The organism is Cellulophaga baltica (assembly GCF_900102165.1).
In the GTDB taxonomy this organism is placed as follows: Bacteria; Bacteroidota; Bacteroidia; order Flavobacteriales; family Flavobacteriaceae; genus Cellulophaga; species Cellulophaga baltica.
Window position 1 is genome coordinate 31,928 of the sequence record NZ_FNBD01000008.1, and the last position, 19,390, is coordinate 51,317.

General features: G+C 34.5%; 22 protein-coding genes and 1 pseudogene. 20 read left to right on the forward strand and 3 right to left on the reverse strand.

Annotation, left to right across the window (positions count from 1 at the left end):
• Positions 1-151: 151 nt before the first annotated feature.
• From BLQ19_RS14160 to BLQ19_RS14255, 20 genes and pseudogenes are all read left to right on the forward strand, one after another.
• Positions 152-1,060, forward strand: a complete 909-nt coding sequence (locus tag BLQ19_RS14160) for a hypothetical protein (protein WP_139150267.1) — start codon at positions 152-154, stop codon at positions 1,058-1,060.
• Between the two features lie 95 nt (positions 1,061-1,155).
• Positions 1,156-1,932, forward strand: a complete 777-nt coding sequence (speB, locus tag BLQ19_RS14165) for an agmatinase (protein WP_074538780.1) — start codon at positions 1,156-1,158, stop codon at positions 1,930-1,932.
• Between the two features lie 72 nt (positions 1,933-2,004).
• Complete coding sequence (locus BLQ19_RS14170; protein ID WP_074538781.1) at positions 2,005-2,370, forward strand: hypothetical protein; 366 nt, start codon at positions 2,005-2,007, stop codon at positions 2,368-2,370.
• A gap of 171 nt (positions 2,371-2,541) precedes the next feature.
• Complete coding sequence (locus tag BLQ19_RS14175; protein WP_029446416.1) at positions 2,542-3,114, forward strand: Crp/Fnr family transcriptional regulator; 573 nt, start codon at positions 2,542-2,544, stop codon at positions 3,112-3,114.
• A gap of 136 nt (positions 3,115-3,250) precedes the next feature.
• Complete coding sequence (locus BLQ19_RS14180; protein WP_369798386.1) at positions 3,251-3,718, forward strand: GlcG/HbpS family heme-binding protein; 468 nt, start codon at positions 3,251-3,253, stop codon at positions 3,716-3,718.
• A 4-nt stretch (positions 3,719-3,722) separates the two neighbouring features.
• Positions 3,723-5,249, forward strand: a complete 1,527-nt coding sequence (locus BLQ19_RS14185) for a Dabb family protein (protein ID WP_074538901.1) — start codon at positions 3,723-3,725, stop codon at positions 5,247-5,249.
• A gap of 10 nt (positions 5,250-5,259) precedes the next feature.
• Positions 5,260-5,979: pseudogene (locus BLQ19_RS14190) on the forward strand (3-ketoacyl-ACP reductase).
• Between the two features lie 191 nt (positions 5,980-6,170).
• Positions 6,171-6,743: a hypothetical protein gene (locus BLQ19_RS14195; protein ID WP_074538783.1), complete on the forward strand. Its 573-nt coding sequence runs from the start codon at positions 6,171-6,173 to the stop codon at positions 6,741-6,743.
• Between the two features lie 260 nt (positions 6,744-7,003).
• Positions 7,004-7,534: a TlpA family protein disulfide reductase gene (locus BLQ19_RS14200; protein WP_074538784.1), complete on the forward strand. Its 531-nt coding sequence runs from the start codon at positions 7,004-7,006 to the stop codon at positions 7,532-7,534.
• On the forward strand, positions 7,521-8,222 hold the full coding sequence (locus BLQ19_RS14205) for a thioredoxin family protein (RefSeq protein WP_217637583.1): 702 nt from the start codon (positions 7,521-7,523) through the stop codon (positions 8,220-8,222). The genes BLQ19_RS14200 and BLQ19_RS14205 overlap by 14 nt, the downstream gene beginning before the upstream one ends.
• Before the next feature lie 136 nt (positions 8,223-8,358).
• Complete coding sequence (locus BLQ19_RS14210; protein WP_074538785.1) at positions 8,359-9,375, forward strand: hypothetical protein; 1,017 nt, start codon at positions 8,359-8,361, stop codon at positions 9,373-9,375.
• 1 nt (position 9,376) lies between these two features.
• Positions 9,377-9,997: a YbhB/YbcL family Raf kinase inhibitor-like protein gene (locus BLQ19_RS14215; RefSeq protein ID WP_074538786.1), complete on the forward strand. Its 621-nt coding sequence runs from the start codon at positions 9,377-9,379 to the stop codon at positions 9,995-9,997.
• Positions 9,990-11,315 carry a YHYH protein gene (locus BLQ19_RS14220; RefSeq protein WP_074538787.1) on the forward strand — a complete coding sequence of 442 codons (1,326 nt, stop codon included), beginning with the start codon at positions 9,990-9,992 and terminating at the stop codon, positions 11,313-11,315. The genes BLQ19_RS14215 and BLQ19_RS14220 overlap by 8 nt, the downstream gene beginning before the upstream one ends.
• Positions 11,316-11,503: 188 nt before the next feature.
• On the forward strand, positions 11,504-12,376 hold the full coding sequence (locus tag BLQ19_RS14225) for an AraC family transcriptional regulator (protein ID WP_074538788.1): 873 nt from the start codon (positions 11,504-11,506) through the stop codon (positions 12,374-12,376).
• A gap of 190 nt (positions 12,377-12,566) precedes the next feature.
• Positions 12,567-13,280 (forward strand): pirin family protein, encoded by a 714-nt coding sequence (locus BLQ19_RS14230; protein WP_074538789.1) that lies wholly within the window; start codon positions 12,567-12,569, stop codon positions 13,278-13,280.
• A gap of 123 nt (positions 13,281-13,403) precedes the next feature.
• Positions 13,404-13,847 carry a GNAT family N-acetyltransferase gene (locus BLQ19_RS14235; protein ID WP_074538790.1) on the forward strand — a complete coding sequence of 148 codons (444 nt, stop codon included), beginning with the start codon at positions 13,404-13,406 and terminating at the stop codon, positions 13,845-13,847.
• A gap of 60 nt (positions 13,848-13,907) precedes the next feature.
• Positions 13,908-14,126, forward strand: coding sequence for a hypothetical protein (locus tag BLQ19_RS14240; protein ID WP_074538791.1), 219 nt, complete (start codon positions 13,908-13,910; stop codon positions 14,124-14,126).
• 291 nt (positions 14,127-14,417) lie between these two features.
• Complete coding sequence (locus tag BLQ19_RS14245) at positions 14,418-15,203, forward strand: MOSC domain-containing protein (RefSeq protein WP_074538792.1); 786 nt, start codon at positions 14,418-14,420, stop codon at positions 15,201-15,203.
• 76 nt (positions 15,204-15,279) lie between these two features.
• Entirely contained in the window at positions 15,280-15,771 is a 492-nt protein-coding gene (locus tag BLQ19_RS14250; RefSeq protein WP_074538793.1) for a DUF7738 domain-containing protein, read from the forward strand.
• Between the two features lie 130 nt (positions 15,772-15,901).
• Positions 15,902-17,191: an alginate export family protein gene (locus tag BLQ19_RS14255; protein WP_074538794.1), complete on the forward strand. Its 1,290-nt coding sequence runs from the start codon at positions 15,902-15,904 to the stop codon at positions 17,189-17,191.
• A 100-nt stretch (positions 17,192-17,291) separates the two neighbouring features.
• Here BLQ19_RS14255 and BLQ19_RS14260 read toward each other — a convergent pair whose 3' ends face one another.
• Genes BLQ19_RS14260 through BLQ19_RS14270 form a run of 3 tightly spaced genes read right to left on the reverse strand, consistent with a single transcriptional unit; the run spans position 17,292 to position 19,283 of the window.
• Positions 17,292-17,732 carry a molybdenum cofactor biosynthesis protein MoaE gene (locus BLQ19_RS14260; protein ID WP_074538795.1) on the reverse strand — a complete coding sequence of 147 codons (441 nt, stop codon included), beginning with the start codon at positions 17,730-17,732 and terminating at the stop codon, positions 17,292-17,294.
• A gap of 3 nt (positions 17,733-17,735) precedes the next feature.
• Positions 17,736-18,077: a winged helix-turn-helix domain-containing protein gene (locus tag BLQ19_RS14265; protein WP_025615069.1), complete on the reverse strand. Its 342-nt coding sequence runs from the start codon at positions 18,075-18,077 to the stop codon at positions 17,736-17,738.
• Positions 18,078-18,083: 6 nt separating this feature from the next.
• On the reverse strand, positions 18,084-19,283 hold the full coding sequence (locus BLQ19_RS14270) for a molybdopterin molybdotransferase MoeA (protein ID WP_074538796.1): 1,200 nt from the start codon (positions 19,281-19,283) through the stop codon (positions 18,084-18,086).
• Positions 19,284-19,390: the final 107 nt, after the last annotated feature.

The following is a 19,390-nucleotide window of genomic DNA, read 5'->3' on the forward strand; positions in this document are numbered from 1 at the left end:
TATGGGGTTGTAGTATTGGTAATATATTTAGCTATTTTCTATTGGGGTATTGTACAGCTATACTTCCTATAATTTAATACTTTGCAGGGGATTTGAAATATCGCTATGAAGAAGAAGAAAAAATCAAATAAGAAAAAAAACGAAAAAGCTCATGCTGAAAATTCTTTATCTTTTTTTGGCATTACTTTGTCTCTCTGTTGTTTTAGCTATTCTTCTAGAAGACCCTAATGTGGTCATTTTTTTTATATTCATTAGTGGTTTCTCCTTTTTCTTGTTATGTGGTGTTTACCTATTGCAAACAAGAATGAAACGTTTAAAATTGCTTACTACTTTTTCAACAGACCTACTCCAATCCAACACCAATCCCGTACAAAGTTCAATGTCCCCTTTTTATTCAAATCCAATGTACTTTCATATTTTTTTGATTGTTCTGGTTTTATTGAACATTGTGTTATCTCAATTTGAACTCGCTACCTACAATTCTTCCTACTACTCCCGTTTTTATGATGACCTATATTTTCAGGTTGTTATTGCTGTTTTATTTTCAATACTTGGAGTTTTAAATCCCCTCTTAAAGGTGCCAGAGGTCATAAAAAACCGAATTAAAGAACGGCATTTAAAATTATATTATCTTATTTCTAATAACAGGAAGATGTTCTATTACCGACTATTGGCTTGTATTTTGGTTATCGCCTATTTTAGTTATGAACGCTGGTTAATAGTTCCAAATTTCGATGATAGCAACATTATCTTGCAAGGTGTTGATATTGCTATACTCATTTTTGTTTTAAGCACTACCTACCGTATGGTTACATACGCAAAGATATTTCTATTGGAAAACACGTTTAGGCTTATTAAAACATTTTCAATTTTAACCTCTTCCATATTTATATTAGTGCCCTTGGTTCCCTTAACTTTTTTTATCTTGCATATTCTAAATTTAGACGAGTCATTAATCAGTTTTGACCCTGTTCTTTTTTTAGCCTTTAACCTTATTATGGTCTATGTGGAGTACAACTTAAACAATACTAAAAAAGCTACCGTAAACTCCGAAGAGTAAAGATTCTCGGACACTAGAGGTTCCATATACTTCAAGTATAGATCCAAAAGCAAACGGTTGCGAACAAAAATTAAGCTAACTTTTATAAGATAAGTATGTATAAGATAATTATACAAGGAATAAAATTTGATGAAAAATCTTCTTATGAAAAAGGACCTAGACTGGCACCTCCAATTATACGTGAAGTATTAAATTGTGGATCTGCAAATATGTATACAGAGAACCTAATAACCATTGAAAACGAGGCTATTGAGGACAAAGGCGATTTTGAGATATCGGACTATTTTGATATAGAAAAAATAACAAAAAAACACTTAAAAACAGGTGCGAAAATTCTAAGTTTAGGCGGCGATCATTCTATTACATTCCCCATAATTAAAGCGCATCACGAAAAATATCCAAAATTAGATATTCTTCATATTGACGCTCATTGCGATTTGTATAATGATTATGAAGGCGATAGTTATTCACATGCCTGCCCTTTTGCTAGAATTATGGAAAATGGTTTTGCCGTTAAACTAGTACAAGTAGGCATTAGAACTTTAAATCCACACCAAGCAGAACAGGCCGATAAATTCAAGGTAGAAATACACCAAATGAAAGATTTAGATCTTAACAAAATTCCTAAATTTAAAAACCCATTATACATTTCTTTAGATATGGATGGTTTTGATCCTGCCTATGCTCCTGGAGTTTCGCATCACGAACCTGGAGGTTTAACCTCCAGACAGGTCATCAATTTAATCCAAAGTATAGATACAAAAGTTATTGGCGCTGATATTGTTGAATACAATCCGCCTAAAGATTTTCAAAAAATGACCGCTTTTTTAGCGGCTAAAATGATGAAAGAAATTTTAGGTAAAATGTTGTAACCGTTTCTTTTAATCCGTAACAGCCTGTATTCAAGTAGGCATTAGTGCAAGTATCGTATTTAAAATCAATTTATGCTCAATTTTTGGAAATCATTAGCTTTTACCACAAAGTTTTCTGCCATTGCATTCTTTGTCACAGCTGCCTTAGGGCTTCTAAGTATGGGAGCTTTGGGTGCCGGACTCTATTACCCGGTATCATTCTTTTTTAAGTCCTACCCTACTCTTAGTCATTGGAGCGGAGATTGGGTATGGCCTGCTATGATTTTTGTGGGGATGTTTTGGGCTGTTGGTTTTATTTTCGGCGGCCTCCTATGGCACTACGCTCGTAAAATAATTGCTTCAAAAATAGTTCTTAGAATCCTGTACATTTTAGTGCTTTGGCTATGGGCTGGGATACTTTGGTATAGTATGATTTCAAAAAATGTGGCCCAGCTATAATATGCTATTTCTAAACCGAAATAATAAAAACTAACTCATGAGCCATCAAATTATATTATTTTGATACGCTCCTATTTTTTCTATCCACTTTTTATTTTCTTATTTTCACCCGTAAATAGCTTCGCTTAAACAAGCCTATTTTCGGTACATTTCCTAAGCAACAAACAATTAATGATTAACGATTTACTCCTTACCCATATAAATAAGAATGTCAAATTTTCTACTAGAGCACAAGAAGAATTTTGCAGTTTCTTTCAACCAAAAACAATACCGAAAAAAGAATTTCTTTTACAACAAGGGCAAGTCTGTAAATTTGAGGGATTTGTCATAGAAGGCTGTTTTAGAATCTTCTCTATGGATACTAAAGGAAACGAAAACACCCTATATTTTGCTGCGAAAGACTGGTGGTTAATGGATATAGACAGCTTTATGAACCACAAACCATCAGATTTAAATATTCAAGCATTGGAAGATAGTAAGATTTTAATGATTAGTGAAGAAGATAAAACTACCTTATATGATACGGTACCTATTGCTGAAAAATTCTTTAGGATTATGTTTCAAAAATCTATTGTCGCTTGGCAACGAAGATTGGTTCAAAACCATAGCCTAACAGCAAAAGAACGCTATCATCATTTTAAAAAAAATTATCCTGAAATTGTAGCTAAACTTACAGATAGACAAACCGCTAATTATTTAGGAATTACGCATGAATTTTTGAGCAAAATTAAAAAACAAGCCTAAAAATTCATGAAAAGAGATAGTGTTGAACTTGTTCAACATTTTTCTCCAATTAGTTTATAATTTTTGTAGCCTAAAATTATAAGCACTATTTATGACAGTTTACACCCCAATTAAATGTATTATTATTATCGTTCTGATGTCATTACTTTCTAGCAAAACAAATGCACAAGCTACTAATGACATTACGCATCAAGAAGCTTTTGAAGTTCTACTTGCTGCAAAAAAACATGCAGAAGCTTCTAATACACTAGTAAACATTGCTGTGGTAGATGCTGGTGCTCATCTAAAAGCGTTCTTGAGAATGGATGATTCTTTTCTTGGAAGTATTGATGTAGCGATTAAAAAAGCTAAGACTGCACGCTATTTCAATATGGATACAGGAGAATTAGGAGCTTTAACACAGCCTGGAGGTATCATTTATAACATTGAACATTCTAACGGAGGTTTAATAACATTTCCTGGAGGCATTCCTATTAAAAATAAAAAGGGCGTAATTATAGGAGCCGTTGGTATCAGTGGTGGTACCATAGACCAAGATAGAAGTATTGCTATCGCTGGTGCGGTAGCAATACTAGCATCAACAAATGAACGTACTAAAAATTAAAACCATGATGTTTCTAAAAAAATATTTCCTAAATATCGTATTCTTTTTATCACAAATTTGCTTCGCTCAAAGTACTGATGATCTAATGTTATACCGAAAAGATATTCAGAGTATCACCGGTAAGAATACCGTTACCATTACAAGTTATGAGAAAGAAGGGAAACATTATATCTACGCAGGAGGCTATGGTGCTATAGACGTATATGCCTTAGAGGTGGAAGGTAAACTTACGGCCATCAGCCGCCATGAACTCTACAAGCAAACAGGACCAGCAAGAGGAATGGTAGCCGATGCTATCGGTGATTCTCATTTTCTATTTGTAGCCAATAAGCACGGTAATGCTATTGAAACCTTTAAAATACAAGCTAACGGAACCCTTGAACGTGTTTCTTTAGTCGAAGACACCAATGAAACTCACTTAGGTACTGCGATAACTTTGCAGGTGATTCATATGAAAAATGCCTCCTATTTATTTATTGGTGGCTTAGAAGAAACTCCGGGCTTAAGTAGTTTTAAAATACATCCGGATGGAAAACTGACCCATGTAGTTTCTATGAAAGATGATAATAACATACATACCGATGGTATCATAGGAATGTTTAGCCATAAAATTAAAGGAAAGACGTATTTATATACTAGCGGATTTCAAGATAACGGCGTAAGTAGTTTCAGAATATATGACAATGGTACGATTAAAAACATCAATAATATTAGCGATAATACTACAGATAGATACCTAACAGGTGCCTATCCAGTAACAGGGGTAACCCTTGGTGAAAATAAGTATGTAATTGTAGGGCATAGACATCATAAATATTACGAAAGAGGTGGATTTATAAAAAGACCAAACTTTGTATATCATGGTGATGGTGTAAGTGTTTTCAAAGTGAATAAGAAAGGGGCTTTGGTTCCACATTTTGTGCTAAAAGATGACGAAAAAACCAAATTACAAGGACAAACAAGAATTGAAATTGTAACAGCAACTATTAATGAAGCGGTACTGGCAGTTGGCACAAGAGACGATGAAAGTATTCAACTTCTAAAGCTCAATAAAGAAGGTATTTTAAGCCCTATCAATTATTTAGAAACTGGTTTCTCTATTTATTATGGTTTAAGGTCGCATAAAATAGAAGACACTAACTTTCTTATAGCTGGTTCTAATCGTTTTGATTTAAAAAAAATTGTCTCCTATAAAATTTCACCAGAAGCGAAAAAAAATGAGCAAATTTTAAGACATTTGGTACATCTTAAGTTTAAAGCATCGGCTACAGCAGAACAAATTAACAAAGCTGAAAAAGCCTTTGAAAATCTTAAAAATGAAATTCCAGAAATTATACATTTAGAATGGGGGCTAAATGATAGTGAAGAGGGCAATAGTAAAAAATTTACGCACACCTTCACTTTAACATTTAATGATGCACATGGCAGAGAAATTTATTTATTTCATAAAGCACACATCGCACTCGTAGAAAATATAGGACCAATAATAGAAGATGTTTTCGTTATGGATTATTGGACCAGTAACAAATAAAACAAAAAGAATGAACGATTTAAAAAATAAAAAAGCCATTATTACTGGTGGCGGCAGAGGTTTGGGAAAAGCTACGGCATTAGCTTTTGCAAAAGAAGGCATAGATGTCGCAATCACAGGAAGAAATGAAAAGGTCTTGAAAGAAACGGTTTCTGAAATTAAAGCATTAGGAGCTAATGCTATATATGCCGTTTTTGATGTTGGCGACCATGAAGAGGTTAAAAAGAGTATTAAAGGTATAATTGAAGAGTTAGGAACTATTGATATTTTGGTAAATAATGCGGGTATTGCCGCCTTTGGCTCTTTTAATGATATGCCTGCAGAAGAATGGAGTGCTATTATCCAAACCAATGTTATGGGAATGTATTACGTAACTTAAGAAGTATTACCGCACTTATTGGCTAAAAATGAAGGCGATATCATCAATGTTTCTTCTACTGCTGGCCTTGGTGGAAATGCAAATGTATCTGCCTATTCTGCCTCTAAATTTGCCGTTATAGGGATGTCAGAATCATTAATGAAAGAAGTACGCAAAAATAATATTAGAGTTTGTACACTAACTCCAAGCACTATAGCCTCAGATATGACTATTGAATTGGGTATTGCAGATAAAGATTCTGAAGACCGCGTTTTACAGCCAGAAGATTTTGCAGAGTTAGTAGTGGCAGGATTAAAATTACCAAGAAGAGCAATGCTGAAAAGCGCTGCGTTATGGTCTACAAACCCATAATCAGATACTTCATAATGGAGCAATTTTTAATTAATCTATCTTAAAATTCTAAAACAACACATAAGGGCTCTTGCAGCCCATCTATGTGTTGTTTTTTAGTATTTAGTTTTTTATAAACTCCTAAAGAATAGTATTTTGGCGTTATTGGTTCTGATTATTCGTATTTTGAGCCTTTAGAAATCTACATCGTCATGAAAAATAAGTTCTTCCTAATAAGTATCTGTTTCCTTTTTACAACCGCTAATTTTTCCCAAAGTAAAAAAGAGGTAGAAACCTATTTAAACACGCTTTTTCAAATTTTAGAAGAGAAGAAAACGGAAGAATTCTATGCTTCTTTATACCCCAAACTCAAAGAACAAATTCCGGTAGCACAAGTCAACTCCTTTCTTGGAGAACTACATAGCAATCCTAATTTCAAGACAGAAATAAAGAATTTTAAAACCTTAGCAATAGGCGAATTGGTCTCTGATACCGACAATGCGTATACTTTAGTAGATTACGTTTCTGAAACTCATATTGAATTTACAGAAGAAGCCACGCAAGAACTTATAGCTAAAGGCACCCGTCACTTTAAAAAACTTTATGGAGAGCGTTATACCTATGATGCCGATAAAAAATTAATAGTAACCAGTAAAGATTTCAAAATACTTATGGTCTATGAGGACCAGCAATGGAGTCATATTCCTGGAGTATTGAAATTAAGGCCTTTTCTAAATTATTGGATTAATGATGAAATTATAACTCGTTTATTTGCTGAAGAATAAACGGAAGCAGAAAAAACTATTGTAGCTCATCGTGTTTTTAAGCACGCGTTCATCTTTAAAATAGTTCCAATAAGAATGTGAGACCTCACAAACAATACTGTAGTCCTAACTAGAGCATACCTATGAAATTTTGAAGCAAAATAGAGTTCAATAATCTCATCGATAAAATTAGCTATTTCGTATAGATAATGGCCCCATACATCTATTCCAATTCTTTAGTATGGTAAGCCTTCGCATCTTTAAATTATAAAAGAGGAATTATGAAACTACGGATTTTGATTGGTTGTTTATTGCTTGTTTTATTTTCTAATGCGCAATCTACCGCTGGGAAAAAGAAAACTTCAGGAAGTAGCAAAACTATTCCGATCCTCAACTTTAATTCTTTAGAGCCCCTACTGCACACCAAATCTGATAAAATTTATATTGTCAATTTTTGGGCTATGTGGTGTGCTCCCTGTATTAAGGAGTTACCTGTATTTCAAGAATACGAAAAAAACAATCCAAATGTTGAGGTAGTATTAGTAAGTCTAGATTTCCCAGAAGATATAGAGACCAAATTAAAACCCTTTTTAGAGAAAAAAGGGATTACCTCCAAGGTTGTCTTATTGGATGATCCAGATGCTAATTCTTGGATAGATAAAATTTACCCAAATTGGTCTGGCGCTATACCATTCACCATTATTTTTAATGCTAAAAACCGTTCCTATCATGAACGCACTTTCAAAGATATTCAAGACTTAAATAATGAAGTTAATAACCTCCTAAAAAACAAAGAACATGAAAAAAAGTAATTTATTTTTATTGGCTGCACTGCTAGTCGTTGGCCTAATGACAAGTATGAATGTTATAGCACAAGACAGAAAAGGTCCGCCAGAAAATGGGGAACGCAAAGGCCCTCCTGGTGGAGGTCACAATCCTGAACAAACAGAAACTTTAAGTGAAATGAAAGGATACAAAATTGGTGACAAAGCCACTGACTTTGAACTTAAAAATGTAGATGGCACCCTATTCTCTCTTTCTGATATTAAAAATGCAAAAGGATATATTGTTGTTTTTACTTGTAACGAATGTCCGTTTGCCAAAATGTATGAAGATCGTTTAATTTCATTACATAAAGAGTATGCCCCTAAAGGATATTCTGTGGTTGCCATCAATCCAAATGTTAGCGCTACAAATGACCGAGAAAGCTTTGAGGCCATGCAAAAAAGAGCTAAAGAAAAAAAATTCCCCTTTGTTTATTTAGCAGATACGGATCAAAAAATAGTTCCTCAGTACGGAGCCTTAAGAACTCCTCATGTGTTTTTACTAGATGCCCAACTAAAAGTACAATACATAGGTACCATAGATGATAATGCTAAAAACGCTAAAGATGTAAAGGTAACTTATATAGAAAATGCTATTCGCGCCTTAGAGAACGGAGAAAAACCAAATCCTAATTTTACGAAATCTATTGGGTGTCCCGTAAAATTTAGTAGATAATATTTATTTCCTTTATTAATTAGTTATCTTAAACCTTGAAGTACCGTAGGTCTGCTTCAAGGTTTTGATTTTGAAAATCAGTTTGTGTACAATGAGTTCCAGAAATATGCTGCGAACTTTTAAAAATAGATGCCCCATGAAACATAAATCTTATTTATTGATTAGTATTGCACTCATCATGAGTTGTGCAGACAATAAAACGAAAACAAAGTCGGCCCAAAACAGCACAGCAGAAATAGCTGTTGATTATAAAGGAACGGCCAGTATTACACAAGGAATAGCCACTACCACTGCCGAAGATATATATACTTGTGAGCGTGGTAGAAAAACAGATGTCGGTGAAATTACGTCTACAGACGGAAAAAAATGGGTAGTACCTGCTGCTACAAATTACACCAATACTACTTTTCCGTTTGCAGCAGATTTATTTAATTCATGCGAAGAAAAGAAATACGCAAGTCCGCAAGAAGCCTTGTCTGCTATCGGCACACCAAATACCATTGAAATTGATGAAGATGGAGAGGTATTTACCGTCTATATATTTGCTGATAATTATTTTGAAATGTATGTTAATGGTGTAGCTGTTGGAAAAGATAAAGTTCCTTTTACAGAATTTAATTCTAGCATGGTCTCCTTTAAAGTTCAAAAACCTTTTACCATCGCCATGAAATTAGTAGATTGGGAAGAACACCTTGGTGTCGGCTGTGAAGCCAATAGAGGAAAGGATTTTCATGCTGGAGATGGCGGAATGGTGGCTGTAATAAAAGATGCAGAAAACAACATTATTGCTACCACTGACGAAAAATGGAAAGCACAAACCTACTATACTGCACCTATTACAGATCTAAGCTGCGTATCTGAAGAGGGCGCCTATAGGTATTCTGAAAATTGTGATACTAGTGGTGGCCAAGATGGATCGGAATTTTATGCATTGCATTGGGAATTACCTAATGATTGGATGAAAACTGATTTTGATGATAGTAATTGGCCCAATGCATCTACCTACACTAATAATACTATTGGCGTAAATAATAAACCTGCCTACACTAATTTCACCTCTATTTTTGATGATGCCAATGATGATGCTCAATTTATTTGGTCTACGAACGTGGTCTTAGATAATGAAGTATTAGTACGCTATACTATTAATTAATATGAAAAAAGTAAACGCAATATGGGGTATTTTTCTATGGATCACCACGGCAGTAATTTTATTTAATTCTTGTAAAAACCCTGCTAAGGCTTCCTCTTTTACAAATTATGATGATTTTGAAACCCTGCACTCTGATTTTAAATTACAGAGTAAAGCTGTGGAAAATGGTAAGCTGTTGGACAACTATAAATGTGAAAAAAAAATAAATGATATAGAAAACTCCATTCCGCTATCTTGGTCTAATGTTCCTGAAGGCACAAATTCTCTAGCCATTGTCATGTATCATTATCCGAAAAAAGATAGCAAAACAGAAGTAAATTCTTATTTGCTGCTATGGGGTATAGCCCCAACCGTAACAGAGATTCCATATAAAATGGCCAAGAATCCAAATTGGTATATGGGTGCTAATAAAGATGGCACCGCTGTTTCTTATACTTCGCCATGTTCTAAAGGATCAGGAGAACATAGCTATACCATTGCCCTATTTGCCTTAAAAGACGTACCCAAAGCGCTTCCGAAAGCTAATGCTATTACAGTGGACTACCATACTTTCATGGAGGCCATTTCTGAAGCCACGGTACTCGATAGAACAAGTTTAAATTTTATAGATGCTCATGAATAATAAATCACTAAAGAAACTACTCTTTTTTCTAGTAGTACAGTTTGTAAGTGTTCAACTATTAGCTCATGACGGTGGGCATGGTACTCCTACAAAAGTTTGGAAATTAGTAGAAGATGATAAAACAATTACGGCAGATTTCATACAGAAAGTAGACGAAATAGTATATCTGAGTAATGAGGACCATGAATTAATGGTATTCGATATCAGCGATTTCAAAACCGAAGAGCAACAGTATATTCTGGACAAATCTAATTGGATTCATGAACAGAATGTTTTGCCACAAGAGAAATCTGTTGGTATAGTTTCTCCTATTAATTTATATCTTGCCTTAGGCTTACTACTATTATTAGTTGCACTTTTCACGTATCACTACACATCAAAAAAGAAGAAATTTTACTGGGCTTTTAGCTTGTTAACACTACTCGTTGTTTTTGTAGCCTGTAAAAGTAAATCGTCCACAAGTAGTTTTAAAATGGCCGAAAATGATGTGCCCTTCTTAGTCTCCATTTTTGGTGCTTTTGACAAGGTGAACACAAAATATGATGACACCTATTTTTATATCGAATCAGATGGCATTCCCGATCATGAAATGATGACAGGAATTACAAGTTGGCAGCAACAAGTCCCTATCAATCATGACTATACAGGAGCTAACGCTTGGGCTATTCCATTACAACCAGAATTGGCAGAAAATCCGCTTTCTACAAAAGATAATTTTATGAAAGGTGCCATTGCTATTGCTGCAAACGGTATTCCTATTTTTAATCCTCTAAACAACCGTGGTGAAGACGCTAATGCTATTGGAGAATTAGACCAATGGGGCGGACACTGTGGAAGGGCCGATGATTATCACTACCATTTGCCACCAGTACATTTACAAGCTAAAGTTGGTAGTACCAAGCCTATTGCCTATGCCTTAGATGGCTTTCCTGTTTATGGCGAAACAAAAGAACAGTTAGATGAAAATTTGGGCCGCTTTAGTTCTGATAGTACGTATCAATATCACGCAATAAAAGAATACCCTTATTTAATAGCTGCTATGAAAGGAAAAGTAGCACTAAATCCTAATACGCAAGCACCAGAAAATGAAATAACACCACAAGCAAGAACAAAAGGTGTAAGACCAGATTTAAGACCACTACGTGGTGCAGAAATTACCGCTTTTGAAAACACAGGACTCCATCAATATCGATTGACGTATAAACTAGATACGCTTAGCTATAGTATTAATTACGGATGGGACACTAAAGGCAACTATACCTATGAATTTGTGCACCCAGACGGGACATCATCAAAAGCTAGCTATAAAAGAAAGTAAGGGCTGTAGGTAACTCGTTATATGCTTTAGAACTAACAAAAGTGCGGTATTAAAATAACTACATCAATCTTAAGCATAGGAACAAAGAATTCTTGTCATTACAGCACAGCACCTATATAAATAGCAAGCTACTTCTTAAAAAGAATAGAGAATTAGCTGTATTTTTATAGACTAGGAATTACGGAATAATGAGCACGGTCAAAACATACCAGAAAGTTAACCCAGATAAGGACGTTAGTTTTGGAATATCTAAAATGGAGGCTATCTATACTAAGCGAATGGGTAAAGTTGATGCACCACATAGGCATAATTACTTTACCGTTCTAATTGTTGATAAAGCATCGGGGTTTCATAAAATTGACTTTAATACCTATACCTTATCTGGAGGTCAAATCTATTTTGTAGCTCCTGGACAAGTGCATCAAGTAATAGAAACTGAAAAATCAGTAGGATACTCCATGGTTTTTTCTAATCAGTTTTTAATAGAAAATTCTATCCCCTTATCATTTATAGCTAGTTTAAACCTATTTCATAACTATGGGCAAAGTCCGCCGCTACAGCCCAACAAAGAACAGTTTGGTATCATACAAAGTTTTGCTGATGAGATTTTTAAACGGCATCATCGTGAGGCTATCATGAAAAATTTATCAATTGGCGCCTTCCTAAAACTACTTTTGATAGAATGTAATGCAAGTTGTGCTATGAATCCTATAGCATCTGATGTAGATAGCTCTGGAGATAATCTTATTAGAAAATTTAAACAAGCGGTAGATAATACGTTTAAACAGGAACATTCCACGAGCCATTATGCCCGGGAACTTCATATCACTCCAGATCACTTAAACCGCACAATCAAAGCAAAAATTGGTAAAACTGCTAAAGATTATATTCAAACAAGAATTATTACAGAAGCCAAAAGACTCCTCTATTTTACAGATCTATCGAACAAAGAAATTGGGTTTGAATTAGGCTTCAATGAACCTGCTAATTTTAGTGCCTTTTTTAAAAAGCATACACAGGTATCTCCTTCTAACTTTAAGAAAAACGAGATAAAAGAATAGTATCCATTATCTATGGACGCGACATTTGTCCCAGATTATAGTCCTATTTGAAGCTCCATATCGGATTTTCATATGCTTCTCCCCTTTTTTCATATTCCATCGCCTCCTAAAATACCCAATCTTTGCTGTATCTATTTAGAATCTATACGAGGGTTCTTTATGAAATAATAAGAAACAAAATATAAATACTATGAATACAATACTTCACAAAGCAGCAACAAGAGGACATGCAAATCATGGTTGGTTAAATTCTCACCATACATTTAGTTTTGCTAATTATCAAAATCCAGAACGGATGAATTTTGGTGTACTACGGGTATTAAACGATGATAGTGTGCAAGCCAGAATGGGTTTTGGCACTCATCCGCATGATAATATGGAAATTATATCTATTCCTCTGGAAGGAGATTTAGAGCATAAAGATAGTATGGGCAATGTTACCATTATCAAAGAAGGAGATGTTCAAGCAATGAGTGCTGGAACTGGAGTTACCCACTCAGAAAAAAATAAAAACAAGGATAAAGAGGTGAAATTTCTTCAGATTTGGATTGTTCCCAAAGAGAAAAACATAAGACCAAAATATGACCAAATTTCATTAAAAGACATTGAGAAAGAAAATGAGTTATACCAAATACTCTCGCCAAATAAGGAAGATCAAGGCGTTTGGATTCATCAAGATGCTTGGTTTCATATTGGAAAATTTACGAAAGGAAATACGGCAACCTACAAGATTAAAAAAGAAGGGAATGGAATATATGCTTTCATCCTAGAAGGCGAAGTAGAAATCCAAAGCGAAGAACTTTCTGAAAGAGACGGATTGGGAATTTGGGATACAGAAAGTATCCAGATTAAAGCTACAGAAAATGCTCGTATTCTTTTAATGGAAGTACCTATGGGTATGTAGAGATGACCGATCTCAAATATTTGAAAAGGCATGGAAACAAATGTATGCTATGCCTTTTTATAGTATGTTGTTAAAAATAGCTATTTTTAATTCTTATATAAGCTATAATTAATACAGACTACATTGGAAATCAAAGAGGTTTATAGAGGAGATTATACCCTGTCTACAGATAAAACGAAGTTAGATATTTCAAAAATTCATAGTTTTCTATCCAAAGAAACCGATTGGAGCCACGGAATACCTCTAGATACTTTGAAGATTTCTATTGACAATTCTTTAAATTTTGGACTGTATGATAAAAACCAGCAAATAGGCTATGCTAGAATAATATCTGATTATGCGACTATCGCATACCTGGGAGATGTTTTTGTCCTAGAAGCATATCGCGGGAAAGGCTTGAGCACCTGGTTGATACGTGAAATAATGGAGCACCCAAATCTACAAGGTTTAAGAAGGTGGATTTTACTAACGGATACAGCAGAATGGCTTTATAAGAAATTTGGATTTACAGAACTCCCCCATCCAGAAGTCTATATGGAAAAGCATAACCCGAATGTGTATAGATAATCCAGAATTTTACACCCCATTATTAGTTCTTTGTAGCTCCAAGCATTTAAACAAACTAGCATGAAAAAAATCTCCATAAAAAGCGCTAAAAAGGATGAGTTGTCTTGGATAAATTCAAAATATAATGAAGTAAACTTTGCAGCCTCTACCTTTGAAAATGAATATATTGTTATAGCTAGCGTAGATAATGAAAAAGCGGGTATTGGTAGACTCGTTAGGATTAATAACGGCCATATAGAACTAGGGGGGATTTATGTATTTCCTAATTCAGAGGCTTAGGAGTTGCTGAACATGTTGTAAAAAATTTGTGTAATGAAAATCCATTTCTACCTACTACAATTTGGTGCCTCCCATTTGAAAAATTATCAGAGTTCTATGCCAAATTTGGATTTAAAAATTGTTCGGATACAAAGGTTCTGAGAAAATTGCTACAAAACTAGAATGGTGTAATTCTAAAAGCAAGTACGATGAAAAAGTAGTGCTGCTGTGTAAAAATCGCTGAAGTAGCCTAGATTATTTATAAAAAAATAACTTAATTTACTCTTTGACAACGGCTTCTAAGCTATAGACATGAAAATAGATTCCCTACATATATACCCTTTAAAATCAGCAAAAGGAATTGCGGTACAAACTACTGAAGTTGAGAACATAGGTTTTAAATACGATCGCTATTTTGCAATTTTAAATTCAGAAAAGGAGGTCCTTACGGCTAGAGAATTCCCTACTTTATTAAAAATAAAAACACAGTTCAAAGAAGATAATTTGGTATTAGAATATGGAGGAAAAAGAAAAAGTATTGATTTAAACGACTTTTTAAACCCTATTGAGGTTGCTATCTTTAAAGAACCTGCTTCGGGAAAAGAAGCGCCAGTCAGCGTTAACAATTGGTTAAGTAGTATTTTAGAAATTGACTGTAGCTTAATTAAAATTAATACCGACAACTTACGCCAAACAGGTCATAATGCTATTTCATTTTGTGACCTTCATCCAATTCATTTAATAACGCAAGAATCAGTAAACGCTTTAAATAAAAAATTAGCAACTGCCATAGAAATAGATCGTTTTAGAGCCAATATCGTTATTTCTGGTCTTAAACCCTTTGAAGAGAATACTATTGCCAAAATTACCATTGGCCAATGTGAATTTGTATCTGTATTAAAAACAGAACGCTGCACACTAATTACCATAGATCCCAAAACAGGAGAAAAGGATAAAAAACAAGAACCCCTAAGAACACTTGCAAAAGAATTTAGAACTGATAAAAAAGTAGAAATGGGAATTTACCTTATCCCTACAAAATTAGGGACAATACATGCAACAGATCCTATAACTGTAGAAATGAAAATGAAAGAGTAACCTTATTTTACTATTTCTTATACAATTATCTCACAGCGATAAAGCATTTCAGAATACGACTGCAGAAGAAACGATTATGATTCCTTACTATTCTCAAAAAAATAATATCTTGCAGCATATGGGAATATTTGATTTTAGAGATGTTAGCAAGAGAAAAGGTAATAAAGAGGAGCTTACAATAGCATGCACTCCCAATCAAATTACAATTAATGGAACAAGCATAAATTTCCCTACCAATTACAGCACCTTAAAAACTATTTTAGGTGATGCCTCTAGAATTGAACCTATCAAACAAACTAAAAATAACGTATACCTTTGGGACTCTTTAGGAATCTATTGTTCTACTGCAGATCCTGAAAAGATGCTTATGCTGCTGTTGGTTGTGGATAATAGATATGGTCTTGGACACCAACCTTTGCATAATTTCACAGGGGAGGTTTTAATTGACCAGGAACCAATGGAGAAAACTATTGAAAATGTAGGCTTAGATAGGCCTTATATGATCCGGTCTATCATTAAAGAAGATAAGCAAGTAGCTATAGCTTTAGGGTGGAATCCTAGTGCTTAAAATCTTCCTTTTTTTTACCCATAAAAGTAGGCCTGTAAGTATCTAAATTATTTTAGTTTAGGTGATAAAAGTCATCTTTATTTCTCCCCAAATATATAATCTTTGCTGCTTAATAGTCAAATTATATATTATGGGCAACCAAAAATTTACATACGTATTATTATTTCTTTTTGTTTTTACAACACTACAAATTTCGGCACAAACGCTTGATATAAATGCAGATGTACGATCTCGTTTTGAATACCGCCATGGCTACAGCACCCTCTTTTCAGAAGATGCCGACCCTGCCGCATTTGTAAAACAACGTACTCGTTTAAATATTGGATACGAAGCAGAAAAACTACAAGTATTCATCGCCTTACAAGACGTAAGCACATGGGGAGATACCAGACAATTACTAAATGTAGATGGGAATGATTCTTTCTCGCTATTTGAAGCATGGGCTGCATTACAAATCAATGAAAATTGGTCTACAAAACTAGGAAGACAAGTAATTTCTTATGATGACCAACGAATTTTTGGTGGCGTAGATTGGGCTATGCAAGGACGTTTTCATGATGCCGCTATTCTTAAGTATAGAAAAGATAATTTTATGTTAGATCTAGGTGGTGCATTTAGTCAGGAGCAAGAAGCTATTGAAGGTAATGCGTATACTATTCAGGGATTTTTCTCGTATAAAACGATGCAATATGCTTACCTGAAAAAATCATGGGAGAATAGTACTGCGAGCTTACTTTTCTTAAATGCAGGATTCCAAGATTTTACCGGAGATGCTAATGATATTGCAGATGGCGTCTCTTTCAGACAGACCTTGGGTTCTTATTTTACATTTCCTATAGAACGCGTAAATATAGCTGGAAGCGCTTACTATCAGTTTGGAAAAGCAAATGCCACTACAGATCTCGCAGGATATCAAGTTGCCTTAGAAGCTACCTACAACGCTAATAAAGTGAACTACGGTTTAGGAGTAGAATTATTAAGTGGTACAGATCAAGAAGGCGACGCAAAAAACAAATCATTTTTTCCTCTATATGGTACCAATCATAAATTTAATGGCTTCATGGATTATTTTTACGTAGGTAATCATGCCAATTCTGTTGGTCTTAATGATTTATATGCAAAAGCAGTAATCACGACAGGAGAAAAATCTAATCTCCTTATCAAAGGACATTATTTTAGCGCAAATGCAGATCTGACTGCCGATGCTGATGCCTATTTAGGTACGGAAATAGACCTTGTCTATACACAAAAATTAATGCCTTTTGTAAAACTGAATGTTGGCTACTCTCAAATGTTTGCTTCAGATAGTATGAGTTTAATAAAAGGAGGTAGCGCTAATGATACTACAAATAATTGGGGATGGGTACAACTTACCATTAACCCTACACTTTTTAAAACCAATTTGAATAAGAACGATTAATATTCTTAATAGAACGTAAAAGGGTGCTCACTTAATTATAAGTCTGCACCCTTTTATATTTTATATAGTTTCAACTATTCTAAACAAGAATATGACGTCTTTAGCTATTCACTTTCCATTGATAAGACTCATCTTCAAAAATTTCTTTTCCAAAAACAGGTACTTCTGCTTTTATTTTTTCAACTACATATTCTAAGGCCTTAAAGACCACCTTTCTTCTCGGTGAAGAAACAAAAACAAAGAGACATATTTCTCCTGCTTTTACGGCACCTAAACTATGATATATATGCATACAGGTAAGGTCAAATTTTTCAAAAGTAGCTTCTCGCACCTCATGGAATTTCTTGTTCGCCATTTCTTCATATGCAGAATATTCTATAGCTGCAACTACTTTTTCATCTATAGTATCTACTCTAACCTGTCCTAAAAATATATTATGTGCTCCTATTGCTGTTTTAGATTGATGTTTAGCAATAGCTTGAGCTATAAATTCTGATGAAATAGCGCCTTGAGTAAAGACGTTTTTATACGTTGTTGACATATTTTATAATTGATTTAATTCTTTCATTTGTTGGTCTAGAAATTCCCAACAGTTTTTATTTATGGTTTCAAAAGCTGCTATCAGTTTTAGTCCATACGGGGTAATTAGCGTACCACCTCCTTTAGTACCTCCTACCGTTTTAGTTACGACTGCTTCTTTAGCCGATTTATTGACAGCATCTACAAGGGTCCAAGCCTTCTTGTATGACATCCCAATAGATTTTGCTGCTTTAGCCAAAGACCCTTGAGCTTCAATAGCTTTTAAAAGTTTTACTCTCCCCTGCCCTATAAGCACATTATCTCCTACTTCAATCCAAATTCTACTCCTAATTTTAGTATCGTTCATAACTTCTTATTTTGTGGGTAATAGAATTGTTTTAACAGGTGTACCCTTTTTTACAATGGTAGTATTTTCGGGGAGAAATACTAAGGCATTAGCATCTCCAAAAGCACGTACCATGGCTGAACTCTGACCTCCTAAAATTTGAACATGTGCGCCATTTACATAAGCTTTCAAAAATTGCGCACGGTCTCCGCGAACATTATAGTCTTCTAACATAGGCATCTCAATCCGTAATAACTGCGTTTGAGTGGCACCTTCTGTCTTTTTTAACAATGGATATACATAGATATAAAAACAACTCAAGGCGGCAGCAGGATTACCTGGAAGACCAAATACAGCAGTACTATCCTTCTTTCCAAAAAACAAGGGTTTTCCTGGTTTTTGTTTCACTTTATAAAAAATTTCGGCTACTCCTATTGCCTTTAGCGCTTTTCCAACAAAATCATAATCTCCTACAGAAATACCTCCCGTAACCATAACCACATCGTATTTTTTGATTGCTGCTGCTAAGGTGTTTTTTGTTTCTTCATAATCATCTATAACTGTTGTAATAGCGGTATCTAAATAACCTAACTCTCGTAATACTGCAGAAAGCATGGTACCATTAGACTCATATATTTCGCCATATTCCAAAGGCGTACCAGGAGCTTTAAGTTCATTTCCCGTAACAACGATACCTATAGATGGCTTTTTATAAACAGTTACAGTAGTTACCCCAATACTGGCTAAAAAGCCTATATGTGCTCCTTTTAAGACTGTTCCCTTTTCTAAAGCCGTAGCTCCTCGTTTAATTTGCGACCCTCTTGGACGTATATTCATTTCTGACACTAATGGCATCTGTGGTGACATGCGCGTGCCATCTACTGCAACTCTCTCTTGCATAATAACCGCATCAGCAGTATCAGGAACAGGAGCACCCGTAAAAATGCGTACAGTTTCTGTATTTTTTAAAGGCGGATTAGCGTGATCTCCTGCTTTTATTTCCCCAATAACTGTATAGGTTTTTTCTGAACTAATTTTTAAGGCATAGCCATCCATAGCTGATTGCCGGAAAGGAGGAATATCAATTTCTGAAATAACATCGTTAGCCAGAACAAAGTCTAAAGCATCGGTTAGAGGTACTTCTAATAATATAGTTGCTAAAGAACTACATGTCAGCACTAAATTTTGTGCTTCCTCTATGCTTATTAAAGTAGAACCTTTCTCCATTGTATTATTTTATCGTCCTAAAAATACGTTATTTCCGCTCAAATATAGCGCTCAAAGTTTAAAACGAACTATGATAATTATCATCTTTTAATTATGAATCTTTTCAG

Excerpts from the sequence above, each read along its gene's own strand:
- BLQ19_RS14230 (WP_074538789.1), top strand. The coding sequence starts at position 12,567 with ATGAATACAATACTTCACAAAGCAGCAACAAGAGGACATGCAAATCAT.
- BLQ19_RS14265 (WP_025615069.1), bottom strand. The coding sequence starts at position 18,077 with ATGAACGATACTAAAATTAGGAGTAGAATTTGGATTGAAGTAGGAGAT.
- BLQ19_RS14220 (WP_074538787.1), top strand. The coding sequence starts at position 9,990 with ATGAATAATAAATCACTAAAGAAACTACTCTTTTTTCTAGTAGTACAG.
- BLQ19_RS14160 (WP_139150267.1), top strand. The coding sequence starts at position 152 with ATGCTGAAAATTCTTTATCTTTTTTTGGCATTACTTTGTCTCTCTGTT.
- BLQ19_RS14210 (WP_074538785.1), top strand. The coding sequence starts at position 8,359 with ATGAAACATAAATCTTATTTATTGATTAGTATTGCACTCATCATGAGT.
- BLQ19_RS14215 (WP_074538786.1), top strand. The coding sequence starts at position 9,377 with ATGAAAAAAGTAAACGCAATATGGGGTATTTTTCTATGGATCACCACG.
- BLQ19_RS14170 (WP_074538781.1), top strand. The coding sequence starts at position 2,005 with ATGCTCAATTTTTGGAAATCATTAGCTTTTACCACAAAGTTTTCTGCC.
- BLQ19_RS14245 (WP_074538792.1), top strand. The coding sequence starts at position 14,418 with ATGAAAATAGATTCCCTACATATATACCCTTTAAAATCAGCAAAAGGA.
- BLQ19_RS14195 (WP_074538783.1), top strand. The coding sequence starts at position 6,171 with ATGAAAAATAAGTTCTTCCTAATAAGTATCTGTTTCCTTTTTACAACC.
- BLQ19_RS14180 (WP_369798386.1), top strand. The coding sequence starts at position 3,251 with ATGTCATTACTTTCTAGCAAAACAAATGCACAAGCTACTAATGACATT.
- BLQ19_RS14200 (WP_074538784.1), top strand. The coding sequence starts at position 7,004 with ATGAAACTACGGATTTTGATTGGTTGTTTATTGCTTGTTTTATTTTCT.
- BLQ19_RS14175 (WP_029446416.1), top strand. The coding sequence starts at position 2,542 with ATGATTAACGATTTACTCCTTACCCATATAAATAAGAATGTCAAATTT.
- BLQ19_RS14260 (WP_074538795.1), bottom strand. The coding sequence starts at position 17,732 with ATGTCAACAACGTATAAAAACGTCTTTACTCAAGGCGCTATTTCATCA.
- BLQ19_RS14205 (WP_217637583.1), top strand. The coding sequence starts at position 7,521 with ATGAAAAAAAGTAATTTATTTTTATTGGCTGCACTGCTAGTCGTTGGC.
- BLQ19_RS14185 (WP_074538901.1), top strand. The coding sequence starts at position 3,723 with ATGATGTTTCTAAAAAAATATTTCCTAAATATCGTATTCTTTTTATCA.
- BLQ19_RS14225 (WP_074538788.1), top strand. The coding sequence starts at position 11,504 with ATGAGCACGGTCAAAACATACCAGAAAGTTAACCCAGATAAGGACGTT.
- BLQ19_RS14240 (WP_074538791.1), top strand. The coding sequence starts at position 13,908 with ATGAAAAAAATCTCCATAAAAAGCGCTAAAAAGGATGAGTTGTCTTGG.
- speB (WP_074538780.1), top strand. The coding sequence starts at position 1,156 with ATGTATAAGATAATTATACAAGGAATAAAATTTGATGAAAAATCTTCT.
- BLQ19_RS14255 (WP_074538794.1), top strand. The coding sequence starts at position 15,902 with ATGGGCAACCAAAAATTTACATACGTATTATTATTTCTTTTTGTTTTT.
- BLQ19_RS14250 (WP_074538793.1), top strand. The coding sequence starts at position 15,280 with ATGATTCCTTACTATTCTCAAAAAAATAATATCTTGCAGCATATGGGA.
- BLQ19_RS14270 (WP_074538796.1), bottom strand. The coding sequence starts at position 19,283 with ATGGAGAAAGGTTCTACTTTAATAAGCATAGAGGAAGCACAAAATTTA.